Origin of the sequence: Rhizobium sp. SG741 (assembly GCF_012275435.1) — a bacterium.
Taxonomy (GTDB): Bacteria; Pseudomonadota; Alphaproteobacteria; order Rhizobiales; family Rhizobiaceae; genus Rhizobium; species Rhizobium lusitanum.
In genome coordinates this window covers 287,598-299,906 of record NZ_JAAZQP010000007.1, presented here as the reverse complement: position 1 = coordinate 299,906, position 12,309 = coordinate 287,598, and the positions used below count along the sequence as shown (strand labels likewise).

Here is a 12,309-nt window from a genome sequence, read left to right as displayed (position 1 = left end):
CTAGTAACCCAAAGGCGGCAGCGGCCGCTCGTCCGGTTCGGCCACCAGCATCTCGCCGGTATTGTCCGTCTTGAGGTCCTGATAGGCCCGGTAGGTCAGGACGAGCAGAAAGGCGAGAAACGAAAATGAGATGACGATCGCCGTCAGGATCAGCGCCTGCGGCAGCGGGTTGGCAGCAGCCAGATCGAGCGTAGTCGCACCTCGCGGGATGATCGGCGGCACCTCGGGAGTTACCCGGCCGGCGGTAAAGAGCAAGAGGTTGACGGCATTGCCCAGGATCGCGATGCCGAGCATGATGCGGATCGAGAATTTCGACAGCATCAGGTAGATCGCGACCGTAAAGAACAGGCCGACCAAAGCGGAAAAGACGACCTCCATCAATCCACCTCCCGCTCTTCGAGCGCGAGCGCGATCGAGGTGATGGCGCCGACGACGACCAGATAGACGCCGATATCGAAGAGCATGACGGTGGAAAGCGGCACTTCGACGCCGAACACATGCGGATAGATCCACAGCCCGGTCATGAACGGCACGCCGGAGAAGACGGACAGGAAACCGGCGACGGTCGCCGCCAGCAGGCCGAAGCCGGCAATCGCCAGCGGATGAAACATGATCGCGCGCCGCACCGCCGTCACGCCGCAAGCAATGCCATAAATCGCCAGGGCGGAGGCCGCGATCAGCCCGCCGATGAAGCCGCCGCCAGGCTCGTTATGGCCGCGCAACAGGACAAAAACGGAAAAGAGCAGCATCAGTGCAGTGAGAAACGGCGCGGCGGTGCGGAAGATCAGCGTGTTCATGAACGCTCAGCCTCCAACTTTTCCTCAAGATCAGGATCGTTGGCCGCAAGCTTGCGCTCGCCGCCCGCCCGAATGCGGATCAGCGCCAAGATCGCAAGCCCGGTAATGGCCACAACGGCGATCTCGCCGAGCGTGTCCGTGCCGCGGAAATCGACGATGATCACATTGACGACGTTGTCGCCATGGGCGATCAGCTTCGAATAGTGATTGAAGAAGGCCGTCAACGTCAGGTCGAAGGGTGCCTGCGTCGCCTTCAGCAACAGGAGGCCGAAGCCGACGCCGCAAGCAATCGCAAGCGCGGCATGGGCGACCATTTTCAACGGCGGACGGCGATCCGAGGAAGACAGACGCAGCCGCGTCATCACCATGGCAAGGATCACGACGGAAAGGGTCTCGACCATGAATTGCGTGAAAGACAGATCCGGCGCGCCGAACAGCAGGAAGATGACGGCCACGGCAAAACCCTGAATGCCGAGCGAAACGATAGCGGTCAGCCGGTCGCGCGCAAGGACGACGGCAGCAAGCCCTATAACGGCGATGAGGAAGATCGTCGCCTCATGCCATTGCAAATTCGGCCATGAGGGGATTGCCGGCAGTTCGCCATGGATGGTGAGCGGGATCAACAGCGTGGCTGCAAGGCAAACAAAGGTCACGGTGACATAGATTTCCAGGCGGCCGGGTTGCAGGACGCGCGAGACGAGGTGTGACAATCGCACCAGGCTGGAAATGAAGCCATCAAAGCCGCGGTCCGGTCCCGGGCCCAGAGCCCGCAAGACGACCGACATGAGAAAGCGGGCGCGATCAAGCTTCCAATAGACAAGGATGCCGATCAACACGGTCGCCACCGACAGCGCAAGGGGCAGACCGACATGCGGGACGAGCGACACCGATATCTGCAATCCCTTGCCGCTGACGGCACTGGCCATCGGCGACGAGACATAGGCATGCCATAGGCCCGAGAGCAAAGCCGAAGCGAGACCGAGCAAGGCAAGCACTACCGGTCCGAGCCAGAGCAGTGGGGGCGCCTCATGCGGATGCTGCGGCGTCTCGGTCGTCGGTCCCAGGAAGGGCTTCAGCGCCACGGCAAAGGCGATGGCAAACATCAGCGCGTTGCCGGCAACGGCGACGATCGTCAGAATGATCGCGCCCGGCGAGGCCTGTGCCAGAGCCGCATAGATCTCCTCCTTGGCGAGGAACCCGAAAGCGGGCGGCAGGCCGCCCATCGAGATGGCGGCGATCAGGGCGGCAGCGAAGGTCAGCGGCATGGCGGAGCGCAGGCCGCCCAGGCGCGTGATATCTCTCGTTCCCGTCTCGTGGTCGACGATGCCGGCGATCATGAACAGAGCGCCCTTGAACAGCGAATGCGCCACCAGATAAAGGACGGCGGCTTCGACGGCGTAATCCGAGCCGAAACCGGTGAGCAACACGAGCAGGCCGAGGGAGGAGACCGTCGTATAGGCCAGCTTCAACTTCAAATCGGTCTGCCGTATGGCAAGCAAGGTTCCGACCAGCAGCGTCGCAGCGCCGAAAATCGGGAGGATCGTCTGCCAGGCCATCGTCCCACCCATGGCCGGATTGAGCCGCATCAGCAGATAGACGCCCGCCTTCACCATGGTGGCGGAGTGCAGATAGGCCGATACGGGGGTCGGCGCTTCCATGGCGTTCGGCAGCCAGAAATGAAACGGAAATTGCGCCGATTTGGTGAAGGCGCCGCCGAGCACCAGGATCAGGGCTGCGAGATAGAGCGGGCTCCCGCGCAAGGCATCGCCGGCTTTCAGCAGGTCGGACATCGAGCCAACCCCGGTGATCTGCCAGATGAGCAGCAGGCCCGCGAGCAACAGCAGCCCTCCGCCACCGGTGACCACCAGTGCCTGCAGCGCTGCCCGGCGCGACGCCTCCCGCTGATGGTCGAAGCCGATCAGCAGGAAGGACGTGATCGAGGTCAATTCCCAGAAGACGAACAAGGTGAGGAAACTGTCCGAAACGACAAGGCCGAGCATCGAGCCCATGAACAGGAAGATGAAGGAGAAGAAGCGCCCGAGATCCGCATGCCCCTTCAGATAACCGCCTGAGTAGAGAACGATCAGCGTGCCGATGCCGGTGATGAGCAAAGCGAAGGTCAGCGACAGACCATCGAGCAGCCATGAAAAGCGCAAGCCGAGGCTCGGCACCCAATCGAAACCGGCCCGGACGACCTGCCCCGAGGCAATGTCGGGGAGAAACCTCGTAAAATGGAGAAAGGCCAGCGCAGGAAGCAGCGCCAACGGCCAAGCCGCATGGTGCCCAAAACGCCGAACGATGACGGACGCGATCAGCGCACCGAAAAAGGGCAGACATAGAGCCAGGAATGTCAGGCCCGCGAAACCGGCCATGTCCTCTCCCTGCTGAACACCAATGCGGAATCCGGCATGGCCGGAGCTAGGTTGCAGGGATAGGCGAAAGGCGGGACCGTCTCAAGTCCTGCGGGAATAAAACCGGGATTAAACCACTGAAATCGGCTTTCGGCAGGAACAGCCTACAGGTTGAGGATGCGCACCATGTTTCTGACGGCGATCGTTTCACAGCATCGGCTCAGAAGTCCGGCACAAATGGCTGCAGTGTCGAATAAGCCGCTAAACGTGCATGGCTCGCAATGAAGCTGTAACGAATTTAGGCTATTTTATTCTTATTCTTAGAATCGCTATGGAATTTCTGCTGAAAAATGCGCTATTCTTGATCGGTTTGCAGATCCAGCCTCCCGGAAACCGCAATGCTCGCGCGCCTGACCGCCCTCCTGCTTCTTTCCCCTGCGTCGGCCTTTGCCGCCGACTGGTGGTCCTATGACAATACGGGCTTCGGCTATGCGATCGAGCTGCCGTCGGAATTTCATCTCTCGGCCCCATCAGACGATGCCAACCGCCTTTCCCTGTCGCCGGCGGATCGATCTGCCATGCTGCAGGTTTTCAGCACGATCATCCCCAACGGCGACTTCTCGACGGAAGCGAATGTGCGCGTGGCGCTCGCCAAGGATCAGGGCTGGAAGATTTCCTACTCCAAATCGAACTCGCGCGGCATCAGCTTCTCCGGCACAAAGCAGGGTCGTATCGTCTATGTGCGCGGCGTAGCCCTCTGCAACGGCGGAGCGGCCTTTTTCCAGATGGATTATTCGAAGGCGGACATGCAGCGCTACGACGCCATGGTCATGCGCCTGGTGCGCAGCCTGCGCTCCACGAAGAAATGCACGCCGACGGCGCAGGTCGTCAAAAGTTTTCCGGTGACAGGCTGAAGCACGTCAACACCGCCGAATAGTGCACGGCGGCGGCGGCAATGACAAAGCCATGCCAGATGGCGTTCTGGAAGCGCAGCTTTTCCCAGACATGAAAGATGACGCCGAGCGAGTAGATCACCCCTCCGATGACGATGAGCAGCATCGACGCGAACGGGATATAGGTCGAGACCGGCTTGGCCACAATCACGCCGCTCCAACCCATGACTAGATAAAGCAGGATCGCCAGCCGATCGTAACGCCCCGGAAAGAAGCATTTCAGCACAATGCCGAAGGCTGCAAAAGCCCAGACTGCGATCAGCATGGCAAGCAGCAGCGGATCCTCCGCGCCGCGTTCGAGAAAGGGTGTATAGGTGGCGGCAATCAGCACATAGATGAAGGAATGATCGAAACGCCGCAGGAACCATTTGGTATGCGATACGGGCCAGGCATTGTAGGCGAAGGACATCCCCAAGGTCAGCACGAGACCGACGCCGTAGATCCAGGCGGCAGCGATCCCACCGTAGGAGCTCCAGACGGTCGCGTAGAAGATCAATACGGTCGCGCCGATCAGCGCAAACACGACGCCGACGCCGTTGACAATGCTGTCGGCGATCACTTCGTATCGATCATAAGCCCAGCGAATGCCTCTATATTCGGCCATCTGTGCGCGTTCCAATTCCGTAACAGCCCGATTCTTGCACCTCACCGAAGTGGAAGCAACCGCACCAAACGGGCATTTCAATAAATCTTCGTGAACGCGCGGAGTATCTCGTCAACAGGGAGCGAACGCTCAATCCGCAATTTCTGGCCTTCTGTGAACAATCGAAATCCGCCATATAGGATGGCAAGTACAGCGGGCGAGAGGACATCGAAGAGGCATATCAACCGGCGAAAAATCTCCCGCCCACCGCTGACGGTTTCCTGCCGTCCACGCCGGTTGCCTTTCCAGAACATCGAGGTTGGAATAACCCATGACCGAAACCGCCCCCTCCTATGCACTGACGCGTCCTGCCTATGTCGGCCAATCGCATCTCGTGGTCACCGACCTGCCGCTGGTGTCGCGCTTCTATCAGGACATGCTCGGCCTCAAGGTGGTCGAGAAGACGGCGAGTGGCGAAGTCCTGGGCGTCGCCGGCCAACCTCTCCTGACCCTCACCACGGATCGCGCGGCCGTGCGCGCGCCGCAAACGGCGGCTGGCCTGTTTCACACCGCCTTCCTCATGCCGAGCCGGGTCGAACTCGCCCGCTGGCTTCGTCATGCAGCACATAATAACGTCGTGCTCGAAGGCGCGTCCGACCACATCGTCAGCGAAGCCATCTATCTGTCGGACCCGGAAGGCAACGGCATCGAGATCTATGCCGATCGGCCACACGAGCAGTGGACGTTTCATAGCGACGGCACGGTCGAGATGGCGACCCTCAGGCTTGACTTGCAGCAGCTCTATGAAAGCGCTCCGCAGGACCGCTGGGACGGTATGGCCGAAGGCTCGGCGATCGGCCACATCCACCTGCAGGTCGGCGACGTGGCAGAGGCGAACGCCTTCTATCGCGACGTTCTCGGCATGAAGGTCATGGCCGCGCGCTATCCCGGCGCCACCTTCCTTGCGACCGGCGGCTATCACCATCATCTCGGCGCCAACACCTGGAACAGCCGCGGCGCGGGAGTGCGCTCCGAACACATGACCGGCCTTTCTGACTACACCCTGCGCTTCAACGACAAAGTCTCGCTTGATAAGGCCGTGGCCGCCCTCGACCAGCATGAGATCAAGACCCAGAAGCGCGACGGCGGCGTTTCGCTGCGGGATCCCTGGGGCATCGGGCTGAACCTGGTCGCGTAATTTGCCCGGCTGACCAAGCATGACAAGGCCCGTTCCGGAACTGGAGCGGGCCTTTCGCGTTTTAGTGGTAAGGCGATCGTGCCTTCGGGGATTTGATGGGATGGAGATCGATAAAATCGCCGGCAGGCATGCAGGCGGAACGGCGGCGCAGGAAAGCGGCTCCGCGGCGGGCGGATATGGCAACGAAGCCGACGCGGCCGAACTGGCGGATTATCCAACAAATGGCAAACTCCATGTCGCCGCCTCATGGGCGACCATAGGCATCTTCCTCATCCTGGCGCTTGCAGGCGTCTATATGATGTCGATGATCCTCATTCCGGTGACGCTTGCCGTCGTGGTCGGGATGATCCTTGGTCTTGCGGCGGAGAAACTGAGCAGACTTGGCGTGCCCCGTGTCCTCAACGCCATTCTCCTGTCGTCGGCGGTAGCACTGGCCATCGTCCTCGTCGTCAACGCGCTCGCCGGGCCGCTGGCAACGCTGGCTCAGGAGGCTCCCGATTTCTTCCAGCGAACCTCCGATAGGCTGATGCCTTATCTCAACCGGTTCAAATGGCTGCATATTTCCCCGGAGACTTTCCAGAGCGGTCCCATGTCCATCACCACGCTGCTGGAAAACAGCGGCAATGTCTTGCATCTTCTCTCCAGCAATCTCACACCGGCCATCGTTCAAATACTGATCTTCTTTGCTGCGCTCCTGTTGTTTCTCTCCGGCCGGGTTACCCTGCGTAAAACGATCATCATGACCTTTTCCAGCAGGGAGTCGAGACTGACGGCAATCCGCATCATCAATGCGGTGGAGCGGGTGCTCGGTTTTTATTTCGCCACGGCCTCGCTGATCTATGCCGGCATCGGCGTTGCCATGACTGTTATCGCCTATGTCGGCGGCATGAGCGTGCCGATACTCTGGGGCGTATTTGCCTTCCTCTCGAGCTTCATCCCGTTCCTCGGCGTCACGACGATGACGATTGCGCTCGCGATCGCCGGCATCATCACGCAATCGGACATCATCTTTGCTCTAGCGCCGGCTGCGGCCTTCTTTGCTGTGCATCTTGCGGTGGAGAACCTGGTGTTTCCCGCGGTCATGGGCCGGCAATGGGAGCTCAACCCCTTTGTCGTGTTCCTCGCCATCATATTCTGGACATGGATGTGGGGCGCCATCGGCGCCATGCTGGCGCTGCCGCTTTCGCTGATCGTCATGACCGTCGTCGATGAACTCTTCATCGAGGAAAAAACCCAGCCGCAATTGCCAGGCTGAGACAAACCGAGGCTTACGCCATCAGTTCGTCGTGCCGTCGTCGCCCTTTTCGGGGATATCCTGCAGGCGGACGAACTGCACGCCCTTGACCTTCAGCGCCAGGATGCTTGCCACCACGCCCTCTCCCGCCGCATGCGTCGGCTGGTTGATGTGGGAAATAATGACATCGCCATCCTTGGCGGAGGCATATTGCTTCTCCACCATCTTGGCCGGCAGCAGCGAGCCGCTGTCGCCGTTCACGGAATATCCGGCAACGCGATAGCCCATGCCGCGGATCTGCATAATGGCGGCGGGTGTATATTTCGCGGTCGCGCCACGGAACCAGCGCGGCTGCTGAATGCCGGCGGCAATCATGGCGTCGGCTCCGCCCTTCACTTCCTGAGCTACCGCCTGCGGCGATCCTGCGGCGGCTATGCCGTAGACCTTGGTCGGAACATCGACGGCCGGAATATGGTTCTGCCCATGATTTTCCAGCTCGAAAAGGTCGGGATGGGCGAGGAAGACGGCAAGCGAATCCGGATTGGTGCGCAGCCAGCGCGCGGTGACAAAGATCGTCGCCGGAATATGCTGATCGACCAGCGTGCTGAGAATGCGCGGATCGGTCTTGCCCATGCAGGCATCGAACGTCAGCGCGATGCGCGGCGCGCCCTTCCCTGCCCGATTGACGTGCAGATGCGGCTCGACGAGCTTGACGTTCGAGACAGGGGCCTTTGGTGGAAGCTCAGGCCAGCCGGCAGGCTGTTGCGTCGGCTGAGCGGCGAAGGCAACCGGAACGGCAGCGACAAGGAATGCGGACGTCAGCAAAAAACGGTTCATCGGGCAGCCACCGAGCGGATCGAGCAAATGAAATCTGGCGGAAGGGGCACGTGATTGCCATAGGTTTTCCGCCTCGGCGTCCGCCATCATCCGCCAACACGCCGGAAATATGGCAAGCCGACGGCAAACATGCCGATTTCGCATCACAAATGCCGTGACTCTGCAAAGCATCGAGGTCCGGGCTTCAACCTGGCCGCGTCTATGCTACGATTGATATGAGGCCGCTCTATCACTATCTGCCTATTTTTCCGTGCTCCCAAAGAGAGACATGCATGAGTCGCGATCCCTATGAAGTTCTGGGCGTAAAACGGGACGCCCCGCAAAAGGATATTCAAAACGCCTATCGCAAGCTTGCCAAAAAGCTGCATCCCGACCTCAACCCCGGCGACAAGCAGGCCGAGGACAAGTTCAAGGAGGTCTCGGCAGCCTATGGCATTGTCGGTGATGAGGAGAAGCGCGCGCGTTTCGATCGTGGCGAGATCGATAGCAGCGGCACCGAGCAGGCGCCGCGCAACTACTACCGCGATTATGCCGCGAACGAAGGCCAGCGCGGTCCCTATCGGAATGCCGGAGGATTCGCCGATTTCGGCGATGCCGACGACATATTTTCCAACTTCTTCTCACGGCGCAGCCGAGGCCAATCCCAAATGCAGGGTCAAGATCGTCACTATTCGATGGAAGCCGACTTTCTTGACGCCATCAACGGCGCGAAGAAGCAGATCAGCTTGCCTGACGGGCCGGCGCTCGACGTTCAGATACCGCCGGGCACCCGCGACGGGCAGACCCTGCGCCTGAAGGGCAAGGGCGAACCCGGCATCAATGGCGGCAAGCCTGGCGATGCATTGATTGCGGTACATGTCCGTCCGCACCGCTTCTACACCCGCGACGGCGACGATATCCGGCTGGAACTGCCGATTTCGCTGACTGAGGCGGTGCTCGGCGGCAAGATCCGGGTCCCAACACCCTCCGGTCCTGTCACCGTGACACTGCAGCCGAATTCCAATACCGGCAAGGTGCTGCGGCTGAAGGGCAAGGGCGCACCGGTGCGCGGCAAGGAAAACGGCGACGCCTACGTCACCCTGAAGGTAGTCCTTCCGGATGCGGCGGATCCCGAACTCACGCGTTTCGCCTCCGAATGGGAGGCCGGCAAGACGCAAGATCCCAGAAAGACCATGGGAGGATAGGCGATGGACGAGAGAGAGTTTCGACTGCACCTCGAAATCGAGACCACAGTTCTGGAAGTCTGGATCTCTGAGGGTTGGCTGGTGCCGGAAGTGACGGATCAGGGCCGGAATTTCCGCGAGGCGGACATCGCGCGCGGCCAGCTTATTCTCGACCTCAGCAATGCCATGGGCCTCAACCAGCCCGGCATCGATGTCGTCATGGATCTGGTCGATCAGCTTCATAGCCTCAGGGCGACGCTGCGCGACCTGACGGATGCCGTCCGCCGGCAGCCTTCGGATGTGCAGGAGCACATCCTGTCGGAACTCACGCGCGTGGACGTGCAAAAGCGGAGATAGAGCCTTCCAGCGGCTTCACGGCATCGCTGCGCAATTTTCCTGAAAATGCCTTGGGCGCTCAGTCGTAAAGATAGTGCTGCTGCCAGCTGTCGCGCGGCACCTTATCGCCGATCTGATAACTCAGGTCCCGAACATGAATGTGCTGCGGGCCGGTGACGCATATATACGAGAGATGATACCAGTCACCCTTGCTGCGGAAGACCGCGCCGGGCGCATTCATCGAATCCGGGTTCATCGCCGGGTCGCCGAACGTATAGGCAATCACCTTGTCCGGCTTGAAACCCGTCTTTTCCGTGCCAATCCGCTTCATGGCCTCCGCGTCGCATGCCTGCTCCATCCGCTCGGAAGGATCAAGCTTTTCCAACTCCTTCTTCATGGTCACATCAACAGCGAAGGCAGAGTTAGCGAAAGAAGCCAGAGGGATAAGGATGGCAAAGAGTTTCAGCATGATGACCGGTCCCTTGCATTTTTCCGAATTTGATTGCGTCCGCTCCCCTCGGGGAAGGCGGTTCAACCGCCCTTTATGTCGACGCATTGTATGCCGACTTCGGTAAAGAATGTGGTCTCATCAAGGCAGCCCCCAATCGGTTTTCCCGCAAGCCGCCTGTCCGATCGAGACTAATATCGGCGACTTGCATGAAACTTGACGGGGCACTTGCCTATTGAACCTCATGCAGCCGCCCTCTATTTCTCTCTTCTCCTCGCATCCGACTTTCACACCAGAGAAAGCGCTCCAGTGTCAGTTTTCAAGAACCTTCCTACCCCGCCTGCCGCCCCGAAAAAAACCATTACGGATACGCGTCATGGCATCAGCCGCAGCGACGATTATGCATGGCTGCGCGCCGACAACTGGCAGGCAATGTTCAAGGATCCTTCGATCCTGGCCCCGGAAATCCGCACGCATCTGGAGGCCGAAAACGCCTACATGAATGCCGCGATGGCCGACACGAAGGAGCTGCAGAAGGTTCTCTTCGGCGAGATGAAGGGCCGCATCAAGGAGGACGACAGCTCGGTGCCGGTCAAGGACGGCCCCTACGCTTACGGGACGCTCTTCGTCACCGGCGGCGAGCAGCCGCATTATTTCCGCGAAGCCCGCAACGGCGGCGACCGCAAGCTTTTATTGAACGGCGACAAGGAGAATGAGGGGAAGTCCTATTTTCGCCTTTCAGGCCTCGATCACTCCACCGACCATAGCCGCGGCATCTGGGGATATGACGACAAGGGCTCTGAATATTTCACGCTGAAGGTCCGCGATCTCGAGACCGGCGAGGACCTTGCCGACGTGCTCGAAAACACCGGCGGCGGCGGCGTCTGGGCGCCCGACGGCAAGAGCTTCTTCTACACGCTGCAGGACGAGAACCATCGCCCTTCCAAGATCTTCCATCACATCGTCGGCACGCCGCAATCGCAGGACCGGCTCGTCTATGAAGAAGAAGACGCAGGCTTCTTCATGGGCGTCGGCGGCTCTTTGCTTGATGACTACATCTTCATCGATATCCACGATCACGAGACCAGCGAATACCGCATCATCCCGACCTCCGACCTCACCGCAGAGCCGAAGCTGGTGGCGGAGCGCGAGACGGGGATCGAATATGAGATGACGGAAGGCGGCGACGTCTTCTACATCCTGACCAATGACGGCGACGCCAAGGATTTCAAGATCATGGAGACGCCGGCCGACAAACCGGGCAAGGAAAACTGGCGCGAAGTGGTGGCCCACAAGCCGGGCACGCTGATCCTCAACCATATGGCCTATGCCCGACACCTCATCTGGCTGGAGCGCAAGGACGGACTGCCGCGCATCATCATCCGCGACCGCCACAGCGGCGAGGAACATTCGATTGCCTTCGAAGAGGAAGCCTATTCGCTCGGCCTGCAGGGGGCCGCGGAATACGATACGGATGTCATCCGCTTCTCCTATTCCTCGATGACGACGCCGAGCCAGCTCTACGACTACAATATGGTGACGCGCGAGCGCACCCTGCTGAAGACGCAGGAGGTGCCCTCTGGCCACAATCCGGCCGACTACGTCACCCGCCGCGTCTTCGCGCCCGCCTGGGACGGCGAGCAGGTGCCGGTAACCCTGCTTTATCGCAAGGACACGCCGCTCGACGGTTCCGCGCCATGCCTGCTCTATGGCTATGGCGCCTATGGCATCGCCATTCCCGCCGGTTTCAACACCAATTGCCTGTCACTCGCAGATCGCGGCTTCGTCTACGCCATCGCCCATATCCGCGGCGGCAAGGACAAGGGTTTTTCGTGGTACGAAGACGGCAAGATGGAGAAGAAGACCAATACGTTCAGGGACTTCATCGCCGCGGCCGACTATTTGAATGAGCAGAAGTTCACCTCTTACGCGAAGATCATCGCCGAAGGCGGATCGGCCGGCGGCATGCTGATGGGCGCTGTCGCCAACATGGCACCGGAGAAATTCGCAGGCATCATCGCCGCCGTCCCCTTCGTCGACGTGCTCAACACCATGCTCGACGACACCCTGCCTTTGACGCCGCCGGAATGGCCGGAATGGGGCAATCCGATCGACAGCAAAGAAGAGTACGAGCAGATCGCCGCCTACAGCCCCTATGACAATGTCGGGGAAAAGCCCTATCCGCCCATCCTCGCGCTCGGCGGCCTCACCGACCCCCGCGTCACCTATTGGGAACCGGCAAAATGGGTCGCCAAGCTGCGCGACAAGACGACAGGCGACGCGCCGATCCTCTTGAAGACGAACATGGATGCCGGCCACGGTGGCGCGTCCGGACGCTTCCAGCGCCTGGAGGAAGTGGCTTTCGAATATTCCTTCGCCATCAAGGTAGCGGACAAGATGTAGGCGGAA

The 12,309-nt window shown here is 60.2% G+C and carries 12 protein-coding genes; 6 read left to right on the top strand and 6 right to left on the bottom strand.

The genetic code is table 11. From position 1 onward, the window contains the following. Genes FHT29_RS19915 through FHT29_RS19905 form a run of 3 tightly spaced genes read right to left on the bottom strand, consistent with a single transcriptional unit; the run spans nt 1 to nt 3,169 of the window. Entirely contained in the window at nt 1-378 is a 378-nt protein-coding gene (locus FHT29_RS19915; protein ID WP_037193735.1) for a Na+/H+ antiporter subunit C, read from the bottom strand. Then, nucleotides 378-797, bottom strand: coding sequence for a Na+/H+ antiporter subunit B (locus FHT29_RS19910; RefSeq protein ID WP_047559710.1), 420 nt, complete (start codon nt 795-797; stop codon nt 378-380). Before FHT29_RS19910 ends, FHT29_RS19915 begins: the two co-directional genes overlap by 1 nt. Then, on the bottom strand, nt 794-3,169 hold the full coding sequence (locus tag FHT29_RS19905; protein WP_047559707.1) for a putative monovalent cation/H+ antiporter subunit A: 2,376 nt from the start codon (nt 3,167-3,169) through the stop codon (nt 794-796). Before FHT29_RS19905 ends, FHT29_RS19910 begins: the two co-directional genes overlap by 4 nt. A gap of 377 nt (nt 3,170-3,546) precedes the next feature. Here FHT29_RS19905 and FHT29_RS19900 point away from each other — a divergent pair, with 377 nt between their 5' ends. Beyond that, nucleotides 3,547-4,062, top strand: a complete 516-nt coding sequence (locus FHT29_RS19900) for a hypothetical protein (RefSeq protein ID WP_047559705.1) — start codon at nt 3,547-3,549, stop codon at nt 4,060-4,062. On the opposite strand, the gene FHT29_RS19895 is transcribed toward FHT29_RS19900, so the two are convergent. Further along, complete coding sequence (locus FHT29_RS19895) at nt 4,037-4,705, bottom strand: hemolysin III family protein (RefSeq protein WP_037193728.1); 669 nt, start codon at nt 4,703-4,705, stop codon at nt 4,037-4,039. The genes FHT29_RS19900 and FHT29_RS19895 overlap by 26 nt on opposite strands. A 310-nt stretch (nt 4,706-5,015) precedes the next feature. On the opposite strand from FHT29_RS19895, the gene FHT29_RS19890 reads away from it, so the two are divergent. Both FHT29_RS19890 and FHT29_RS19885 read left to right on the top strand, forming a co-directional pair. Next, nucleotides 5,016-5,882, top strand: a complete 867-nt coding sequence (locus tag FHT29_RS19890) for a VOC family protein (protein ID WP_047559703.1) — start codon at nt 5,016-5,018, stop codon at nt 5,880-5,882. Nucleotides 5,883-5,982: 100 nt separating this feature from the next. After that, nucleotides 5,983-7,137, top strand: a complete 1,155-nt coding sequence (locus FHT29_RS19885; RefSeq protein ID WP_052212502.1) for an AI-2E family transporter — start codon at nt 5,983-5,985, stop codon at nt 7,135-7,137. A 21-nt stretch (nt 7,138-7,158) separates the two neighbouring features. Here FHT29_RS19885 and FHT29_RS19880 read toward each other — a convergent pair whose 3' ends face one another. Next, nucleotides 7,159-7,953 carry a polysaccharide deacetylase family protein gene (locus FHT29_RS19880; protein WP_037194374.1) on the bottom strand — a complete coding sequence of 265 codons (795 nt, stop codon included), beginning with the start codon at nt 7,951-7,953 and terminating at the stop codon, nt 7,159-7,161. A 272-nt stretch (nt 7,954-8,225) separates the two neighbouring features. Between FHT29_RS19880 and FHT29_RS19875 the strand changes: the two genes are divergently transcribed. Further along, a complete protein-coding gene (locus FHT29_RS19875) occupies nt 8,226-9,137 on the top strand; it encodes a DnaJ C-terminal domain-containing protein (RefSeq protein WP_047559700.1) in 912 nt (303 codons plus the stop codon). Nucleotides 9,138-9,140: 3 nt separating this feature from the next. After that, nucleotides 9,141-9,473 (top strand): chaperone modulator CbpM, encoded by a 333-nt coding sequence (locus FHT29_RS19870; RefSeq protein ID WP_047559697.1) that lies wholly within the window; start codon nt 9,141-9,143, stop codon nt 9,471-9,473. A 58-nt stretch (nt 9,474-9,531) separates the two neighbouring features. Here FHT29_RS19870 and FHT29_RS19865 read toward each other — a convergent pair whose 3' ends face one another. Next, entirely contained in the window at nt 9,532-9,921 is a 390-nt protein-coding gene (locus FHT29_RS19865) for a DUF930 domain-containing protein (RefSeq protein WP_037193717.1), read from the bottom strand. Between the two features lie 288 nt (nt 9,922-10,209). Here FHT29_RS19865 and FHT29_RS19860 point away from each other — a divergent pair, with 288 nt between their 5' ends. Then, the gene (locus FHT29_RS19860; protein ID WP_037193716.1) at nt 10,210-12,303 is read left to right on the top strand and encodes a S9 family peptidase; all 2,094 of its coding nucleotides are present in this window, start codon (nt 10,210-10,212) and stop codon (nt 12,301-12,303) included. The last annotated feature ends 6 nt before the right edge of the window (nt 12,304-12,309 follow it).

Excerpts from the sequence above, each read along its gene's own strand:
- FHT29_RS19915 (WP_037193735.1), bottom strand. The coding sequence starts at position 378 with ATGGAGGTCGTCTTTTCCGCTTTGGTCGGCCTGTTCTTTACGGTCGCG.
- FHT29_RS19910 (WP_047559710.1), bottom strand. The coding sequence starts at position 797 with ATGAACACGCTGATCTTCCGCACCGCCGCGCCGTTTCTCACTGCACTG.
- FHT29_RS19905 (WP_047559707.1), bottom strand. The coding sequence starts at position 3,169 with ATGGCCGGTTTCGCGGGCCTGACATTCCTGGCTCTATGTCTGCCCTTT.
- FHT29_RS19900 (WP_047559705.1), top strand. The coding sequence starts at position 3,547 with ATGCTCGCGCGCCTGACCGCCCTCCTGCTTCTTTCCCCTGCGTCGGCC.
- FHT29_RS19895 (WP_037193728.1), bottom strand. The coding sequence starts at position 4,705 with ATGGCCGAATATAGAGGCATTCGCTGGGCTTATGATCGATACGAAGTG.
- FHT29_RS19890 (WP_047559703.1), top strand. The coding sequence starts at position 5,016 with ATGACCGAAACCGCCCCCTCCTATGCACTGACGCGTCCTGCCTATGTC.
- FHT29_RS19885 (WP_052212502.1), top strand. The coding sequence starts at position 5,983 with ATGGAGATCGATAAAATCGCCGGCAGGCATGCAGGCGGAACGGCGGCG.
- FHT29_RS19880 (WP_037194374.1), bottom strand. The coding sequence starts at position 7,953 with ATGAACCGTTTTTTGCTGACGTCCGCATTCCTTGTCGCTGCCGTTCCG.
- FHT29_RS19875 (WP_047559700.1), top strand. The coding sequence starts at position 8,226 with ATGAGTCGCGATCCCTATGAAGTTCTGGGCGTAAAACGGGACGCCCCG.
- FHT29_RS19870 (WP_047559697.1), top strand. The coding sequence starts at position 9,141 with ATGGACGAGAGAGAGTTTCGACTGCACCTCGAAATCGAGACCACAGTT.
- FHT29_RS19865 (WP_037193717.1), bottom strand. The coding sequence starts at position 9,921 with ATGCTGAAACTCTTTGCCATCCTTATCCCTCTGGCTTCTTTCGCTAAC.